At 65.2% G+C, this 17,145-nt stretch carries 17 protein-coding genes and 1 tRNA gene; 5 read left to right on the top strand and 13 right to left on the bottom strand.

Features of this window, described 5'->3' with window-relative positions; all coding sequences use genetic code 11:
- Positions 1-34: 34 nt before the first annotated feature.
- The 4 genes from KPL76_RS14595 to KPL76_RS14580 all read right to left on the bottom strand — a co-directional run bounded on the left by KPL76_RS14595 (position 35) and on the right by KPL76_RS14580 (position 3,058).
- The gene (locus KPL76_RS14595; RefSeq protein WP_216334300.1) at positions 35-772 is read right to left on the bottom strand and encodes a hypothetical protein; all 738 of its coding nucleotides are present in this window, start codon (positions 770-772) and stop codon (positions 35-37) included.
- The gene (locus KPL76_RS14590; protein ID WP_216334299.1) at positions 769-1,497 is read right to left on the bottom strand and encodes an NUDIX domain-containing protein; all 729 of its coding nucleotides are present in this window, start codon (positions 1,495-1,497) and stop codon (positions 769-771) included. The genes KPL76_RS14595 and KPL76_RS14590 overlap by 4 nt, the downstream gene beginning before the upstream one ends.
- Positions 1,494-1,880 (bottom strand): DUF1304 domain-containing protein, encoded by a 387-nt coding sequence (locus KPL76_RS14585; RefSeq protein ID WP_216334298.1) that lies wholly within the window; start codon positions 1,878-1,880, stop codon positions 1,494-1,496. Before KPL76_RS14585 ends, KPL76_RS14590 begins: the two co-directional genes overlap by 4 nt.
- Positions 1,881-1,975: 95 nt before the next feature.
- Positions 1,976-3,058, bottom strand: coding sequence for an NUDIX hydrolase (locus KPL76_RS14580; RefSeq protein ID WP_216334296.1), 1,083 nt, complete (start codon positions 3,056-3,058; stop codon positions 1,976-1,978).
- A gap of 130 nt (positions 3,059-3,188) precedes the next feature.
- Here KPL76_RS14580 and KPL76_RS14575 point away from each other — a divergent pair, with 130 nt between their 5' ends.
- Positions 3,189-7,031, top strand: coding sequence for an AAA family ATPase (locus tag KPL76_RS14575; RefSeq protein ID WP_216334294.1), 3,843 nt, complete (start codon positions 3,189-3,191; stop codon positions 7,029-7,031).
- Between the two features lie 63 nt (positions 7,032-7,094).
- On the opposite strand, the gene KPL76_RS14570 is transcribed toward KPL76_RS14575, so the two are convergent.
- The 4 genes from KPL76_RS14570 to KPL76_RS14555 all read right to left on the bottom strand — a co-directional run bounded on the left by KPL76_RS14570 (position 7,095) and on the right by KPL76_RS14555 (position 8,937).
- Positions 7,095-7,343, bottom strand: a complete 249-nt coding sequence (locus KPL76_RS14570) for a hypothetical protein (RefSeq protein WP_216334292.1) — start codon at positions 7,341-7,343, stop codon at positions 7,095-7,097.
- Positions 7,340-7,816, bottom strand: a complete 477-nt coding sequence (gene mscL / locus KPL76_RS14565; protein WP_371733911.1) for a large conductance mechanosensitive channel protein MscL — start codon at positions 7,814-7,816, stop codon at positions 7,340-7,342. The genes KPL76_RS14570 and mscL overlap by 4 nt, the downstream gene beginning before the upstream one ends.
- Before the next feature lie 9 nt (positions 7,817-7,825).
- The gene (locus KPL76_RS14560; protein WP_216334290.1) at positions 7,826-8,269 is read right to left on the bottom strand and encodes an FmdB family zinc ribbon protein; all 444 of its coding nucleotides are present in this window, start codon (positions 8,267-8,269) and stop codon (positions 7,826-7,828) included.
- Positions 8,270-8,358: 89 nt separating this feature from the next.
- Positions 8,359-8,937, bottom strand: a complete 579-nt coding sequence (locus tag KPL76_RS14555; RefSeq protein ID WP_216334288.1) for a 5-formyltetrahydrofolate cyclo-ligase — start codon at positions 8,935-8,937, stop codon at positions 8,359-8,361.
- A gap of 84 nt (positions 8,938-9,021) precedes the next feature.
- Here KPL76_RS14555 and galU point away from each other — a divergent pair, with 84 nt between their 5' ends.
- The 4 genes from galU (at position 9,022) to KPL76_RS14535 (ending at position 12,083) form a co-directional block, all read left to right on the top strand.
- Complete coding sequence (gene galU / locus KPL76_RS14550) at positions 9,022-9,909, top strand: UTP--glucose-1-phosphate uridylyltransferase GalU (RefSeq protein WP_216334287.1); 888 nt, start codon at positions 9,022-9,024, stop codon at positions 9,907-9,909.
- A gap of 95 nt (positions 9,910-10,004) precedes the next feature.
- A complete protein-coding gene (locus tag KPL76_RS14545) occupies positions 10,005-10,658 on the top strand; it encodes a GNAT family N-acetyltransferase (RefSeq protein ID WP_216334286.1) in 654 nt (217 codons plus the stop codon).
- Positions 10,659-10,805: 147 nt separating this feature from the next.
- The gene (locus tag KPL76_RS14540; protein WP_216334285.1) at positions 10,806-11,894 is read left to right on the top strand and encodes a hypothetical protein; all 1,089 of its coding nucleotides are present in this window, start codon (positions 10,806-10,808) and stop codon (positions 11,892-11,894) included.
- A gap of 116 nt (positions 11,895-12,010) precedes the next feature.
- Positions 12,011-12,083: transfer RNA gene (locus KPL76_RS14535), tRNA-Ala, on the top strand.
- Positions 12,084-12,197: 114 nt separating this feature from the next.
- Here the strand turns inward: KPL76_RS14535 and KPL76_RS14530 are convergent.
- From KPL76_RS14530 to KPL76_RS14510, 5 genes are read right to left on the bottom strand one after another with little or no spacing between them, the layout of a single operon-like run.
- Entirely contained in the window at positions 12,198-13,046 is an 849-nt protein-coding gene (locus KPL76_RS14530) for a hypothetical protein (RefSeq protein ID WP_216334284.1), read from the bottom strand.
- A gap of 4 nt (positions 13,047-13,050) precedes the next feature.
- On the bottom strand, positions 13,051-13,662 hold the full coding sequence (locus KPL76_RS14525; protein ID WP_216334283.1) for an energy-coupling factor transporter transmembrane protein EcfT: 612 nt from the start codon (positions 13,660-13,662) through the stop codon (positions 13,051-13,053).
- On the bottom strand, positions 13,659-14,366 hold the full coding sequence (locus tag KPL76_RS14520; RefSeq protein WP_253202075.1) for an energy-coupling factor ABC transporter ATP-binding protein: 708 nt from the start codon (positions 14,364-14,366) through the stop codon (positions 13,659-13,661). Before KPL76_RS14520 ends, KPL76_RS14525 begins: the two co-directional genes overlap by 4 nt.
- A complete protein-coding gene (locus KPL76_RS14515; RefSeq protein WP_253202074.1) occupies positions 14,363-15,760 on the bottom strand; it encodes a thiolase family protein in 1,398 nt (465 codons plus the stop codon). Before KPL76_RS14515 ends, KPL76_RS14520 begins: the two co-directional genes overlap by 4 nt.
- Positions 15,753-17,114, bottom strand: a complete 1,362-nt coding sequence (locus KPL76_RS14510; protein ID WP_216334282.1) for a class I adenylate-forming enzyme family protein — start codon at positions 17,112-17,114, stop codon at positions 15,753-15,755. The genes KPL76_RS14515 and KPL76_RS14510 overlap by 8 nt, the downstream gene beginning before the upstream one ends.
- Between the last annotated feature and the right edge of the window lie 31 nt (positions 17,115-17,145).

Genomic DNA, 17,145 nt, shown 5'->3' with positions numbered 1-17,145 from the left:
GTGAGGGTGAGAACCGGAGGGTGAGCGCGCTCTCTCACGGGGACGGGGTGAGATCGACGACCACGTCAGCCAGAGAGCGCGGATTCTCACGCGCTACGAATTCGTTCTCCTGCTCAGCCCACATGTCCCAGTACGGTTCGTAGGTCTCTCCGTCGCGTGCGAGCGCGCGTTCTCGCCTGGTCTCGTCACCCAGTTCGAGCCAGACGGTGAGGGTGGCGAGCGAGGCATTCTGTCGGCTGAGGCTTCCGGTGCCCTCGATGATGAGGGGGACTGACGGGTCGACGGTGACCCAGTCGGCCGCGAGGCCTGTCGCCCAGTCGTGACGGCGCCAGCCCGGGCCGGCCGGATGCCCGGCAGGCGGGGTGGCGCTGGCCGCGCCTATAGCTGCGCCTGCGGAAGCTGCGCCTGCTGTAGCTGTAGCGCTGTCTTCGTCTGGTGTCTCAGCGCTTGCGAAGGGGGACAGCAGCGAATCATGCACGTGCTGGCTGGCTGCCTCGAGTCCGCTCCAGCCGGGGTAGATGTCGTCCAGGTGAACAAGGGTGACAGGGGAGAGCCATCGTTCGGTGAGGGCCTCGGCGAGTGCGTTCGAGAAGTCCGTCTTTCCGGAGCCGGAGCGCCCGTCGACCAGGATGACCACACCGAGGAATGAGGTGCACGCCCCGGATTGGTGGGCACGAGCTTCGTGGATCAGGTCGAGCACAGCATCCACAGCGTCAGTCACCGCTGAGAAGTGCAGCAGGGTCGCGGGCCGACGTGAGAACGCTGGGGTCATGTCGTGGTGAGATGAGCTGTGCTGAGCGGCCCGGCGCTGAATAGGCCTGAAATCGCGGCCCACTGGAGCAAGATCACCGTCTTCGCGTCGACGATACTGGTACCGATCTGGGCGAGGGCTGCATCGAAGTCGAGCTCGACGTTCTCGATGTCTTCGCCTTCCTCACGCAGGCCACCGCCCTGGCCGGCCTGCGCATCGGAGCTGTACTCTGCCGCGTAGAAATGAAGCTTCTCGGTGACGGAACCGGGGCTCATGAAGAGGTCGAACAGGTGCCGGGCGTCGGAGATCGCAAAGCCCGTCTCCTCCGCCGTTTCGCGCGTGATCGCGGTGAGGGGGTCATCGGAGTCGAGCAGGCCAGCGGGCGCTTCGACGAGGTACCCGTCGGGGTGGCCGTTGACATAGGCCGGGAACCGGAACTGCCTGGTCAGCAACACCGTGCGGTTCTCGAAGTTGTAGAGCAGGATCGTCGCGCCGTTGCCGCGATCATAGGTCTCGCGCTGTTCCGTCGACCAGTGGCCGTCGCTGTGCCGAAAGTCGAACGTCGTCGTTCGCAGAACGAACCAGTTCGACGACAGCAACGTCACGTCACGGACGATAACGTTGCTGTTCCCAGAGAGGTCACGGCCCGTCTGGTCGAGCCCGGTGCGTCCGCGGCGATCGTGCACATGGATGCCCGGAACGCCTATCCCTGTCTTGGTGTCGCCCGGAGCGTCAGCGTTGCTCATCGGGCGATCAGGAGAAAGACAAGTCCCAGCAGCGCGGGCGTGCCCTGCAGAGCGGCTGCTCGCAGGCGCTCCCGACCGGTCGAGAGCAGTACGAGGGCGGCGCACACGATCGACGCCATCGTGAATACGGAGAGAGCGAACCCGGCCTGGTGGAAATCGGGGATCCAGTAAAGCACGAGCCCGATCGCGGCCCCGATTGCCAGGAACAGGTTGTAGAAGCCCTGGTTGTACGCCAGCGGTGCGGTGGTGTCTGCATCAGCCTGGCTGGTGAGCCCGAATCGTTTCCAGATTGCCGGGCGGCGCCACTGGATGCTCTCCATGACGAAGATGTAGACGTGCAGCAGAGCCGCGAGAGCGACGAACACCGTTGCGAGAATACCCATGGCCCCAGTGTAGAGATGTACGGAGTGCAGGGACCTACGCAGCGCAGGGATCTACGCAGCGCAGAGAATTGCACAGCGGGGAGGCTCGCGGCCGGTCACTCGGCGGGCGGCGCCTCGAGCAGCTGCCACAACCAGTTGGGCCCTCGAACAGCCGCACCGAGAAGTTGAACCCTGGTTCGGAGTTCACGGTCTGCGGTCACCACCAGCACCTGCGGGCTTGGCGTGCCGGGGAACTCCGGCGCCAGTAGTCGCTGCACGGTGTCGACGATCGCCTGGTCACCGTCGGCTTCGGCGCGAACGAGCGAGAGAGCGGTCGCGAGGTCGTGGGCCTTCGCGGGTGTGCCGGGACGGGCATCCGTTTCGGGGTGTGCCTCGTCTCCGATGACCGTGCCCCTCGCCTGGCCCTCGACGACGACGAGGATCGATGGCCACCAGGTGGAACTGCCCGGTTCACTGTCGTGTTCGATGCCGAGTGCTTCTGCCGGGAAACCATGAATGGCACGGCCGGCCAACGCGGTGGCGAAGCGTTCGGTAGCGCCGAGCCTGTCGTTCCACCAGCCGTCGGGCTTGGAACCGACCACGTTCGCCGCATCGACGACGAGAACCGTGCCATGCTCCAGCCCCGTTCGAAGCGCCGGCCACGCCGATTCGAAACCCGGGTGCAGGGGCAGAGTCGATACTTCGTCGATGGGTACCCAGCGCACCTCGATGCTCTCGGCGTCGGCGATGACAGCATCGAAGGGTGTCGCCACGTCGACGACGACTGTCGTATAGCTCCAGAATCCGAGGTCGAGCGTCGACGTGAATCGCAGGGTGAGCGCTTCAGCGGGCACGCCCGCCTCTTCGTTTGCCTCTCTGATGGCGCCCTGCACCGACGTCTCGTCGTGATGGCGGGCACCGCCCGGCAGACCCCAGGTGCCCCCGAAGTGGCTCCAGTTGGCCCGGTGCTGCAGCAGGATACCGCGTTCCCGGTCGTGGGCGAGGAGGCCTGCTGCTCCGAATCGACCCCAGAATCGTCGGCCAGTGCCGTCTTCGACCCAGCCGTCGCCGCTGTCTCGGTTGAAGCTCAGCGCGGGAGGCACGAAGGAGTGCGGGGACGGGTGCGGCGACGGGTGCGGCAGGGGGTTGTCCGCCGGGTCATCTGCAGAATGTGGCGAGGGATTCGCCGATTCGGTCATGGTGCAATTTTGTCACGCACCACACGATCCCCTTTACACGGACCCAGTCCATCGAAACAAACCCAGCACAGCCGCAAAACTCGCCGCACGGTTACCGGCTTTACGGCGAGTCTCCGCATAGGGTGTCGGTGTGTGGCGCGCCGATAAGAAACGAGAGTCAGACCCGACAGAGGCTGACAGCACTGTTGCTGACAGCAGCGGGGCTGACGATGACAGAGCCGCGACGATCTGGGGTCGCCGCGGCGACTTCGACGGCGGCTACGGCAGGCCGGGTTCGGGGTCTGGTGCAGGGCAGGGCGACGGGGGCAAATCGGGCCTCATCATCTCACCCGATGACCTGGTTGAGCCATCGCGGGAGCGCTGGCGCGAAGAACTTCGCGGGCTCGGCGGCGTCTCACCGCTCATCCACTTCGACGATGCCCCCCGCACGCGTGTCGATCTCACCACCACACACCCGAGCGGCCTCGCCCAGTTCATCACCGGCAATGCCACCCTTCTCTCGAGCCTGATCCGCGACGAGCTCGCCCTTCGAAGTGCGCGCATCGCGGCGGGAGCCATCACCGACAAGGGAGTCGAACTCCGGTCGGTGCGAGGCATCGATTCTGTTCACCTGGCAATCGGCCTCGCCCAGTGGAAGATCACTGATGCCGAGCAGAACGACACGCACTTCACTGCCCCCGTGCTGCTTCGCCCGCTGTTGATCCGCCGCTATGGCCGCGATTTCGAGCTCAAGCTCCGCGGCCTCCCGTTCGTCAACCCTGAACTCGCCCGTGCCCTCCAGGAGCAGTTCCAGATCACCCTCGACGCCGAGACCATGGTGGCGCTGGCCGCAACGAACGGCGTGTTCAAGCCGCAGCCGGTCATCGACCACCTGCGTGGCCTGACCTCTCATCTACCGTGGTTCAGCGTTCAGCCGAGGCTTGTCGTGTCGTCGTTCGCCGACGTCGCCAATTCCATGGTGTCCGATGCACGGCAGCTCGATCATCCGGTGCTCGACGCCTTGGCCGGGTCACTGACCGCCAGGCGCGCTGTCCAGGAGTCGTACCACCCGGTCGACGCCACGCCACAGGATGCCCGGCCGCCGTCGACCGACACGCTGCTGCTTGACGCCGATGCCGAGCAGGAGAACGTGATCGCGCAGATCTCTGCGGGCAATTCGCTCGTGGTGAAGACGCTGCCTGGTACCGGCGGCACCCAGACCATCGTGAATGCGATCGGCGCACTGACCGGCCAGAACAAGCGTGTGCTCGTCGTGAGCCCCCGTCGTCTCAGCCTCCGCGGGATCGCGAGGCGGTTCAACGACGTCGGGCTTCCCGGTATCGCCGTGTCGCCGCGTACGCTGCGGCGCGACCTCATCCACTCGATCGGGCGCAACGAGAAGGCCACGCAGCCGCACGTCGCTGACGTCGATGAGGCCCTGGTGCGCCTACGACACGTGCTGCTCGACTACCGCGGGTCGCTCAGCCGCGTCGACCCGCTTCTGAAGGTGTCGGTGCTCGACTCCCTGCGCGAACTCGCGCGCCTCTCCCTCCTCCCTCACCCGCCGGCGACCACCGCGCGCCTCGACCGGCAATCGCTTGAGGCGTTGGCCTCTGGCAGGAGCCGGGCAGCCAAGACGCTGATCAAGGCCGCGGCACTCGGCGAGTTCCGCTATGGCCCTGACGATTCACCGTGGTACGGCGCGTCGTTCGACTCGGCCGACGATGCGACGAATGCCCACAACACGGCCAAGCGTGTGCACCGCTCCGACCTTCCCAGCCTGCTGACACGAGCCTACGAACTCATCGGGCAGACGCACATGCGGCAGTTCACGACGGTCTCCGAGCTGGGTTCCTATCTGCGGCTGCTGCTCGACATCCGCGAGACGCTCGACAAGTTCCTGCCCGTCGTATTCGACCGGTCACTCACCGACATCATCGCTGCCACCGGGCCACGCCGTGATTCGGCGCAGATGACCGGCACCAGTCGCCGCCGGCTGCGCAGCCTCGCAAAGGAATACGTCAGGCCCGGCGTGCACGTCGGCGACATCAACGCCTCCCTGCGCCGCATCCAGCAGCAACGTGTGCTGTGGCACCGGTATGCCGCTGCAGGCATACCTCCCGAGGTTCCGACAGGGCTCGCCGACGTGCAGGTCGCGTTCCAGCGGGTGAATGAAGACCTTCTGCGACTGGATGTTCCGCTCGGCACACTCGGAACGGCACGCCAGCTCAATGAACTCCCGATCGGCGAGTTGATCGGCCTGCTCGATGCCCTGGCTGCAGACTCCGAGGTGCTTGCGAACCTGCAGGAGCGCACAGCACTGCTCGACACCCTGCGCGAGCTGGCGCTCGACCCTCTGCTCACCGACCTCTCGCAGCGCCACGTGCCCGAGAGTGCCGTGGCCGATGAGCTCGAACTCGCCTGGTGGCAGAGTGTTCTCGAACAGATGCTCGCCAACGACCGCGCCCTGCTGGGTGCGAACACGGGCATTCTCGACCGGCTCGAAGCAGACTTCAGGCTCGTCGACGAGGCGCACGCCTCCGTCAGCGGTCAGATCCTGGCGTGGCAGCTCGCCGAGACGTGGAGCGTCGGTGTTGCCGACCATGCCGACGAAGCGGCGTCGCTCAAGACCCTGCTTCGTACCGATGCCGTCGATTCGCTCACGCTGCAGAGTGCGGCACCGTACCTCAGCAAGGTACTCGCTCCCATCTGGCTCGCGTCGCCATATGAGGTCGCCGAGATCAGCGACGACATCGTCTTCGATGCCGTCGTACTCGTCGACGCCGGCGCCACGACCCTCGCCGAGAACGCAGCGGCCATCCGGCGGGCCCGGCAGGTCATCGCCTTCGGTGACCCCGTCACGCAGACGCCGTCGCGCTTCGAGATCGCGGTGCCGGCCGTGGTGCAGCCCGCCCCACGGTCGAGCGTCGCCGACACCCGCTCGGTCGAAGAGCGTTCGGTCGAAGAACTGGCCAGTGATTCCTCGTTGGCTCGCCTCGCCGAACTTGTGCCGACTCTCTCGCTCACCCGCAGCTACCGCGCAGGCGGAGAAGATCTCGCCGAGCTCGTCAACCACCGCTTCTACAACGGCAAGATCGATTCTCTGCCCTGGGCGGGCACCTACCTCGGTCACGGCAGCCTCACACTGCACTACCTCGAGGGTGCCGGCGGCATGCCCGACAGCGAGACCGGAGCCGTCGAGAGCGTCGACGCCGAGGTCGAGCGCGTGGTCTGGCTCGTCATGGACCACGCCCAGAAGTACCCGCGCGAATCGCTCATGGTCATCACGGCCAGCGCAAAGCACGCCGTGCGCGTGCAGCAGGCCGTGCTGTCGGCGTTCGCGAAGCGCAGCGACCTCAGCGACTTCATCCTGAAAGACAGGGCAGAGCCGTTCATGGTCGCAACCCTCGAGCAGTCGGTGGCACAGAGCCGTGACCGCGTGATCTTCTCGGTGGGCTATGGCAGAACCCCGCACGGCAGGGTCCTGACCAACTTCGGAGCCCTCGCGAAACCGGGCGGCGAACGCCTTCTCGCCATCGGCATGACGCGGGCTCGCCGGTCGATGGACATCGTGAGCTGCTTCAAGCCAGCCGACATCGACGAGGAGCGCATGAACTTCGGAGTGGTCACGCTCCGCCAGATCCTCACCGAAGCCGAGAATGGGCCGACGCCTGACACCTTCTCAAGCCCCGGGGATGCCCTGCTGATCGACCTCGCACGGCGCCTCGGTGCCCGTGGGCTCGAAGTGGCGTTCGAACACCGCGGCAAGCTCACGCTCGTTGCCTCCTATGAGGGCCGTGCCGTCGCCGTCGAGACCGACTCCGTCGTGCACTCGATGAGCCTTCGCGAGTCGCTGCGGCTGCGACCCGACATGCTCAAGCGCCTCGGTTGGCACTACCTTCGTGTTCACAGTTTCGAGCTGTTCACAGACCCCGAGGCGGTCGCCACCAGGATCGCCACCGTGATCGGGGTACGCCAGCTCGCTGCTGTCTAGCCGTCGGCCTGGCACTACCAGTACGAGTACGAGTGCCATTGCGAGTACGAGTACCCGCCACCCCTACCAGTGCGGCGGCTTGTCCGCCCTCAGACGCTCGTCGTTCGGCCCGGTGCCCGGTGCTGTCGCATCGCGGGTGTCGTCGGTGTCTTCTGCGGCTCTGACGACGGCGAGGTTCGACCGGAGGGTCTCGGCTGACTGGGGCCGGGCATCCGAACCCTGCACGGGTTCGGTCTGCACACGGCGACGCCCGATGCGCCTGACCTTGAGTTCAGGCTCTGTGCCAGACCCCGTTCGTGGCTCTGACGTCACTCGTTGGGCCACGGGTGATCGGCTGAACCGGGGGCCCCTGCGGCACGCCCGGTCGGCGCGCCCGTGCCCTGCTGCTGAGCGGCGAGCAGGTCGCGGATCTCGGCGAGCAACTCGAGGTCGGTGGGCGGAGCCTCGGCGATCACTTCCTCGGCGGGACTCTGCTTGCTCTTGAAGAACGACACCTTCTTGAGGTGGTTGATGGGCAGAACGAAGACGAAGTAGACGACGACAGCCACCAGAAGGAACTGGATGATCGCGCCCAGCACAAGCCCGAACTTGAGAGTGCTGGCACCGACCTGCACCTGGAACGCGTCATTCAGGGCTTCAGCGCTGAAGAGCGCAGCGATCAGGGGGTTGAAGATGCCCGTGACGATCGCGGTGACGACCGCGGTGAATGCCGCACCGATGACCACGGCGACGGCCAGGTCTATGACGTTGCCGCGAAGAATGAACTCTTTGAAACCCTTGATCACAGTGAAGCCTTACTTTGATGCGCTTGAAGCGGCGGAGGAGGAGGGGGATGAGGAGGAGGTGCCGGATCCACCGGAGCCGGATCCACCGGAGCCGGATCCACCGGAGCCGGAGCCGGAACCGGAACCGGAACCGGATGAGCCTGAACTGCTCTCGGATTTCTTCTCACTGGACTTACTGCCCTCGGACTTACCGGAATCGGACTTGCCGCCCTCAGATTTGCCGCCCTCACTCTTCCCGCCCCCGGATTTGTTAGCTCCGTCGGATGAGCTCTTCGTCGCCCGCGAGTCGTTGCGGTAGAAGCCCGACCCGTTGAAGGTGATGCCGACCGGGCTGAACACCTTGCGGAGTTTGCCGCCGCACACCGGGCATACGGTCAGTGAATCGTCGGTGAAGCTCTGCTGAATGTCGAAGGCGTTCTCGCACTCGGTGCAACGGTAGGAATAGGTAGGCACGGGATGCTCTCCAGATTGGTTAGAACAGAGTTTTGGGGCTTTGGGCTCTGGGCTGTGGGGTTGTGAAGCTGTGGGGTTGTGGGGTTGTTCTAGAACGTCACGATGCGTGTCGGTGTGACGACCCCGTTGACCGGTTCGTCGTGCACTTCGCGCGGCACGGAATCGAGCAGTTCTTCGTCGTAGATCATGGCGAAGACGGGTGGGCATTTCTGCATCGACCCGAGAGTCTTGTCGAAGTAGCCCCGCCCCCAGCCCATGCGCATTCCGGTGCCGTCGATAGCGGCCGCTGGAACGATGATCAGGTCGACATCGTTGATGGCGATGGGCCCCAGAAGTTCACCAACAGGCTCAGGCATGCCGAACAGGCCCTGGGTCTCTGTCTCGCCGTCACCGTGGGCCCAGTCGAGCAACCCGTCTTCACGGGTGATCGGGAAAAGCGTTCGAACGCCATTTGCAAAAGCCCAGTTGAGGAATGGGCGTGTGTTCGGTTCGTTCTGCGCCGACAGATAGCAGGCCACTACGGTGGCCTCGTGCTCACGGGTGAGCGCGATGAGATTGGCGGTGAACCCTGTCGTGGCCTCTTCGCGCTCGGTGCACGTGAGAATGCGCCGTCGCTCACGGAGTTCGGCACGCAGAGCGCGCTTGATGTTGCTCGTCTCCGACAGCATGTTTCGATTTTACGTGCAGTTTTGTAACACGAGTGTTTCGGCGGGTCCCCTGGAGGGGGGCCATTCTTGGATATTGTTTCACCCATGACCTCATCTATCACCAAAGTTGTGATTCCTGCGGCCGGACTGGGGACTCGTTTCCTTCCCGCCACCAAAGCCCTGCCCAAAGAAATGCTGCCCGTGGTCGACAAGCCGGCCATCCAGTACGTCGTTGAAGAAGCCGTTGCGGCGGGCCTCGTCGACGTGCTCATGATCGTCGGTCGCAACAAGAATGCGCTGGCGAACCACTTCGACCGCAACACCGAGCTCGAGCACACTCTCGAGGCGAAGGGCGACAACAAGAAGCTGGCGCTCGTCGCCGAGGCCAGCCAGCTCGCCGACGTGCACTTCGTGCGCCAGGGAGACCCGAAGGGACTCGGGCACGCCGTGCTGCGGGCCAAATCGCACGTGGGGAACCAGCCCTTCGCGGTGATGCTCGGCGACGACCTGATCGACGCCCGCGACGTTCTGCTGACGAAGATGCTCGACGTGCAGGATGAGCGCAAGGCCAGCGTGATCGCCCTCATGGAGGTCGAGCCGTCGCAGGCGCACCTCTACGGGATCGCCTCGGTCGAAGCGACCGAAGAGACCGACGTCGTTCGCGTAACGGGCCTCGTCGAGAAGCCGGAGCCGGGCACCCAACCTTCGAACTACGCCATCATCGGCCGCTACGTGCTGTGCCCCGAGATCTTCGACGTGATCGAGAAGACCGAACCGGGCAAGGGTGGCGAGATCCAGCTGACGGATGCTCTGCAGACGATGATCGCCGGGCCCATCGCCGGCGGGGTGTACGGCGTGGTGTTCCGAGGCCGTCGGTACGACACCGGTGACCGGCTGGACTACATCAAGGCGATCATCCGGCTTGCGAGCGAACGAGACGATCTCGGCAAAGACCTGCGACCGTGGATCAAGGAATTCGCCGAAGAGCTGTGACCCGCGCAGGATCGGCTGGCCGTTCGGCTCTGACTGTGTGGCTTCGGCCGGGCGAATTGCGCCCGGCCGGGCCGCGTAGCTGATTATCATTGCCTATGTTCGTTCCCAGCCTCGCCGAGGGTGCCATTGGCATTCGTCCCATCCGCATCCGTGATTCCAAGGCACTCGAGAACGAGCTCATCGCCAATCGCACCTGGCTGCGAAAGTGGGAGGCGACCAGCCCGAACGCTCCGATGGCGTTCGACACTCGGGCGAGCATCCGGTCACTGCAACAGAATGCCCGCGCGGGCTACGGCCTGCCGTTCGTCATCGAATACAAGGGTGAACTCGCCGGCCAGCTGAACGTGTCGTCGATCAGCTACGGGTCGGTATCGTCGGCCAGCATCGGGTACTGGGTGGCAGAGAGGTTTGCCGGGCTCAACATCACGCCCACGGTCGTCGCGCTCGCAACCGACCACTGCTTCTTCTCGGTGGGCCTTCATCGCATGGAGATCTGCATCAGGCCGGAGAACGGCCCGAGCCTGCGTGTGGTCGAGAAACTGGGCTTTCGCTACGAGGGTCTGCGGCGTCGCTACATCCACATCAACGGCGATTGGCGCGACCACTTCTGCTTCGCGTTGGTCGGCGAAGAACTGCCCGTCGGTGTGCTGCGCCGGTGGAAGGAAGGTTCGGTGCCCGCCGGTCAGGGGAGTGTGCCTGAGTCAGACCGTCGTGAGGCGCAGACGCCGATCGCCACTCGGCCGCGCTGAAGGCCAGGGTTCGCGTTTGGCACAACGTGTCACTGAGCTCTGCGCACACCCGCCACTGGGTCTGTGGGTGAGCGATGAGCACCGTGCGTGAGCGACACGCGCTCCAGCCTCAGGCAGATACGGCATTTCGGCTCATACCGTAGACCCATGACATCAGACTGGCTGGGCGGGGGCCTCATCATCGGCCTCGCCGCCGTGCTCTGGCTGATCTATCTGCTGCCCACCTGGTTTCGCCGGAACGAATACCTCGCCACCGAGCGCAACGTCGTCCGGCTGCAGCAGACACTGCGCATTCTCGCCGAGACGAGCGAAGTGCCCGACGAGGTTCGAGTCGAGGCGAGCGCCCGGAGCGTCGTCGAGCAGCAGCGCCTGCTCAAGAAGGTCACCGTGCAAAATACTCCTCCCGCTGTGCGCGCTGCGGCGCACATCCGAAAGTCTCGTGCCGTCACGACGGGCATTCTCATGCTGGCGCTCGTGGTCTCCGTGCTCGGTGCCATTCAGATCGCTGTCAATGGCACCTGGATCATCCTGGTCGTCGGCCTCCTCTCGGCATTTCTCTGCCTCACGCGGCTCGGAAGGCTGGCGAAAGACGGCCGAGCGCTTCGGCTTCCCGGTTCTGCCATGGATGCCGCAACGACCGCGTCGCGCCGTGCAGGTTCGTCGGCCGGGCGTCGCCGTCTTTCACAAGCTGGGCGAGGGACTTCTGGTGCCGATTCGTCGTCGTTCGACCATGACGTCGACGACCTCGACAGTGCTGGGTTCGACGAGTACGCCGATTCTGCGGAATCGAACCACGACGCTCTCTCGACCGATGCACCGGGTTCCGGGTCGGCATCAGACAACGACGGCAGCTCCTGGACCCCCGTGCCACTACCCAAGCCGCTGTATGCCGGTCGTGCCGGCCAGCGCCATTTCGTGAGCAGTGCGCCGAGCCTCAGCGATGCCGAGCGGGCTGCCCTCCAGGCCGAAGATGTGCTTCGAGCCGCTGCAGCCCAGTCCGAGCAGGCGCTTCGCGCCGCACAGGCAGGTGCCATCGATTTCGATTCCGTCGGCGCGGCTGGTCGAACCGGAGACGCTGACGAACCGAGCGGATCTGGCGAGTCCGCATGGGTTCCGTCGCCACCGCCTGCTCCGAAGGCCCCTTCGAGCAGATTCAGCCGCATGGGCATCATCGATGACGCCGAAACCGGCGCACTCGACGTCGACCAGGTGCTTGCGCGCCGACGGGCCGGCTAGCGTCACCAGAGGCACGGTGGTTCCTGCAATTCCGTCGGTCGTCTGGGTCGATCATGTGGGCCTGTGGCCGTTTGGGGTGGCCTTGCTCCCGTGGTAGTCTGAGCGAGTTGTTTTGAGGGGCTATGGCGCAGCTGGTAGCGCGCCTCGTTCGCATCGAGGAGGTCAGGAGTTCGAATCTCCTTAGCTCCACAACGACACAAAGGGTCCGCTCGCTGAGCGGGCCCTTTTTTTGACTCGAGGGTCCGCTCGCTGAGCGGGCCCTTTTTTTGACTCGACAGTGAGGGCAGACCGCACACCCCACCCTCACCCGAAGGTCGCGTGCACCATGTTGTCGTCGACGACGTCGAGCAGCTTGTCGAATTGGAAGCTGGTGAACGAGGCGGCGTCGGCGGCAGCCACGTAGACCGAGAGCCGGGTCACCAGGTTGTCGTGGCGAATGTCGACGGAGTAGATGATGTCACCGGCCGAAGCGCCCTGACCCGTTTCCTTCCAGCCCGCCGAAGCAAGACCAGGAACAGCGGAGTACGAGGTGACGTCGGCCGACCACGCCTTCGTCGAGACCGTCGGGCAGAAGTGAACCGCGCTCCGAACACTCTCGATATAGGCATCGGCTTCGGCTCCACCCGTGAACACACGCGTCGACTGGCTGGCGATCGAACCTGTTCCTATCTTCAGGATGCTCGACCGCAGTTGCACCGGCTCCGTCGAACCGACTTCATCTACGGTTGCGAGCACGGGGAATGACGTCGATACGAATCGACAATCCGTGTTCGACGGGTTGGCGGCGACCGAAGACCATTTGTCGACCATGTGCAGGCCCACGGCATCCACCGTGCTCGTCTGAGCCGGATTGTCGCTGTACGTACCCCAGGCGGCCGCCTGCGAAGGGGTGAGGAATGCCTGGGGAGCCTCTGCAGGGGTATAGAGGGGCTCCGTGATCAAGGGTGCGTCGGTGGGCGACGGTGTTTTCGGAGTCGTCGAGTGACCGGGCGAAGCTGCCGACCCGAACGGTGCGCGGGCCGTATTCAGTGATTGGGAGACGATCGTGGCGGCCGCCAGCGTTGCCCATATGCCCGGTAGGAGAAGGGCCACGAATGCGATCGCGCTGATGGTGACCCAGAGGCCGGTGCTCGAGCGCGACCCAGATTTCATGGTCTCACTCTAGGCCGCGCGCGGCCAGCGCGTCGGCCAGGTCGTCGGAGTGCTTCAGCGACATGACCAGCAGCGGTACGACGAACGTGCCCAGGCGAACCGGAACGCCCCGGGCCCGCTGGGCCTCGCGGATCGTGCCGGCGAATCCCGCGATCACGGGAATCGTGGTGATGGTGATCGCCAACAGTAGACCGATCGCCCGCGGGTTGACCCCGAACCTCGCGAATGGTCCGAGTGCACGTTCGGTGGCGTCGAGCAGGTCGGGGATACGCGTGGTCAGCGTGATGAGCGAGGCCAGCACGATCACGGTCAGAACACGAGCTGTCGTCGTCGCGGCGATGGCGAACGGCAGGAAGATGAGCTGCGTGACGAGCATGACCACCACGACCCACCGGACCGCGAGCACCTGCGCCACAATCTCACTGGCTCCGAAGCCGGCGAGGAGATACGCGGCAACCGTGATGGCGGCGGCGACGGGCAGGCTCCAGGCGCTGCCTGCCCACGCGCTGCCGGCCAGCACGCTGACGGCGATCGCGAAGCAGGCGAAGAGAAGCACTTTCAACCCGGCAGGCGCGCGGTGCACGAGGCTCGACCCGGGTCGGTAGAGCGAAATCACGAGTGATCTCTCGTATAGCTGTCGATGACGGTGGCTGGTTCGTCGATGTCGAGTATTCGGCCACCCTCGAACCAGATCGCCACGTCGCAGCGGGCAGCGAGCGCCAGGTCGTGCGTGACCAGCACGACCTGCTGCGGCAGTGTATCGAGCAGGCGGGCGCTGATCAGGCGAGTGTTCGCGGCATCGAGCAGGGCAGTCGGCTCGTCGGCGACCACGAGAGCCGGATCGGTGATCAAGACGGCGCACAGGGCGAGAAGCTGCTTCTGCCCGCCGGAGAGGCTGTGGGCCGGGGCATCGGCGTGTGCAGTCAGTCCGAACGTCTCGAGAGCCTCTGCGACACGGGTTGCGATCTCGTTGTGGCTCAGTTTGCGGCCGCCCAGCTCGCGCCCCCGCAGCGAGAAAGCGACGTCTTCGGCAACCGTGGGCATCACGATCTGCACGTCGGGGTTACTGAAGATGAATCCCACCGTGCGCCGTAGTTCTTTGCCCTGTTTCACCGGATCGAGTCCGTGCACCCGCACCGAACCCGAGGTTGGAGTGACGAGCCCGTTGAGCAGGCGAGCGAAGGTCGACTTGCCAGAGCCGTTGGAGCCGATCACGGCGATGCGCTTCTGGCCGAGCGCCACCGAAACGTTTTTCAGGGCGGGGCGTGCGGCGAATTCGACGGACACGTCGTCGAACACGATCTGTGGATGCTCGGTCACCGCACCACCTCGAACAGCGCTGCGACGCCCATTCCGCCGCCGATTGCGGCTGTTGAGATTCCGAGCGTTCCCGTCGGCGCTCCACCTCGCACGAGCCGTGAGAAGAGCCGCACGACTCCGACGGCACCGCTCGCTCCCCAGGGGTGGCCGAGGGCGAGTGCGCCGCCGTCGGAGCAGACCCGATCATCCACTCGAAGTGTCGTCACGGCGCTGTTGGTGACGCTGTTGGTGGCACCGTCGGCGTCGCTGTCGACTGCGTTGGTGGCGCCGTGGCTCCGACCACGGCTTTCGGGCACGTCTGGAGCGAATTCAGCTAGTCCGAGAGCCAGGAGCACAGCCAGACTTTGAGCCGCAAAGGCTTCGACGATCTCGAATGCAGCGATGTCTGCCATGGTCAGCCCGGCCTCGCCCAGCAATCGGTTGACAGCCCCGACAGGACCGATTCCGGGGAGTGCCGGGTCGCAGCCGACGGTGGCATGGGCCCTCAGTGCCAGGGCGGGTGCGGTGCCGCGAAATTGTGCGGGCACGAAGGCCACGGCGGCAGCGCCGTCACTGATTCTGCACGAATTGCCTGCCGTCACGGTGCTGGGTGCGGGCTGGACTGCGGTGTGCTGGCCGTGTTCGGCAGTCGCAGGCCCGGCAGTCGCAGGTCCGGCAGTCGCAGGTCCGGCAGTGCGAGTGTCGTCGCTGCCTGGCTCGCGCGATCGATAGAGCGGTACGAATCGGCCGAGCAATGCGGCTATGCCGGCGCGCGGACCATCGTCGGCCCGTACGCCGTCGACCGCAACGATCTCTTCGTCGAACGCTCCGCTTCGCGTGGCCGACACGGCAAGTCGGTGACTTCGCTCTGCGTAGGCATCCTGTGCGGCACGGTCGATCCCGACGACCCGGGCGAGTGCGTCAGCGGCCGGGCCCATCTCCGGGTCGGGAAAGCCTGTCGGGGCGAATGGCGCCCGAGCATAGGCCACGCCACCCTGAACTCGCAGCGGCGCAGTCGAAGCGCTCTCTGTGCCTCCTGCGACAATCATTCGCCTGCCACCGGCGCGGATCGACTCTGCGGCAGAGATGATGGCCGACAGTCCGCTGCCGCACTGTCTGTCGATGGTCATTCCCGGCACAGAAACGTCGAGGCCGGCCGCCAATGCTGCAGACCGGGCCACGTTGCCACCCGGACCCATGCAGTTGCCCAGCAGAACGTCACCGATCTCCAGGTGCGAGCCTGTGGCCCGGTGGGCATCGTCGACACACGACCGGATAACCGGTGAAGCCAGCTCGTCGGCCGCGACTCCCGCCAGATCCCTGCCCTTGGTGGTGATGGGGGAGCGGCGCGCGGCAACGATCATCGGCCAGGTTGCGCTCTGCGCACTGGAAGCGGAGGCGGCAGTGTCAGTCAAGGCGGGGCAGCCTTCCTTCGATGGCATCGGCACGAATCTGTGCGCGTGCAGGTTTTCCGGCGGAATTCCGCGGTAGTCGATCGGTGACATACCAGCGCCGGGGCAGATGCGTGAGGCTCATCCTGTTCTCGGCCTGTTCCCTCAGTTCTCGTATTCTCGGTCGGGGGGCGTCTGCCGACGTCTCGATGACAGCGGCGACGAGAGAGCCCGCGCCCGAGTTCGGGAGACCGAAGACAACCACATCGTCGACTCCCTCGATTGTGCGGAGAGCTGCTTCGACGTCTTCGGGGATCACTGTTGCGGCCGCTGTCAGTATCGCACCGTCACGACGGCCACGGAAAAGCATCCGCCCGCTGGTGTCGAGCTCCACGAGGTCACCGACGGTAGCCCAGCCCTGATCGTCGCGACTCAATGCGCCGGTGTCTGGGGTCGCTGGCGATGTTGCAATCGGTGGCTCTTGTGATGCTGCAACCCCAGGCTCCGGTGCCGAGACGTAGCCTGCCGCGAAGTAGGGTGATCGAACCCACAGAACCCCGGCTGCGGTGTCGCTAGTACCCCCGTCTGCTTTGCGGTTTCTCGCTTCGATTCGAGTTTCGACCCCTGGGAACGCCCGTAGGCCGTGGCCGTCGACATCGACCGCGACGAAGGAGAGTTCGGCGGCCCCGTAGTACGAGACGATGCGCACTCCAGCGACTTCAGCCCGGGTGCGCAGACCCGGGTCGATGGCCGCGCCTCCGACGAGCGCCGCACGCAGCCGATGGTGAGCACCCGCCTCGATGGCGTCGACGATTGTTCGGAGCGCGATCGGCGTGCAGTGCACAATCGTGGCACGCTCGAGATCGCCTGGGGTGATCGAATGATTGCGGGGCACGATGAGGGCTGCGCCGGTCGCACGAGCGTGAGCGAGAGAGAAGAGCGACATCGACGAAACAAGCGGGGCCGGGAGATAGACCGTATCGCTCTCGGTCAGACCGAGCAGGTCACTGAGCGCAGAGAACGACTGCGACCACGACGATTCCGACCGGATGATCACCCGTGGTGTGCCGGTACTCCCTGAGCTGAACGTAGCCCACGCGATGCCGGCTTCGCTGGTGTCTGAAGGGTCTGCTTCGGTCTCAGCGTTACGACGGGCATGGGCATCATGGGGAGACGTGGCGTCGTAACCGGCTTTGGCGTCGCGACTCGTGCTCGTGCTGCGGCGGCGGCCGTGGCCGATTTCTGTGTCAGAGCGAAGGTTGACCATTCCGGCCCGCCGTTGAACGTGCTCCCAGTATTCGTCTGACCAACGGTCGTCGCCGACCAGCGGCACGTCGCCGGTCTCGCGAACGGCCAGCGTCTCGATGATCGTCTCCACCGGGTCTCTGTGTCTGATCGGCACAAGCCGT

The organism is Subtercola sp. PAMC28395, from assembly GCF_018889995.1.
In the GTDB taxonomy this organism is placed as follows: Bacteria; Actinomycetota; Actinomycetes; order Actinomycetales; family Microbacteriaceae; genus Subtercola.
Note: the sequence above shows the minus strand (reverse complement) of the source record. Positions and strands in the feature narration are given on the sequence as shown.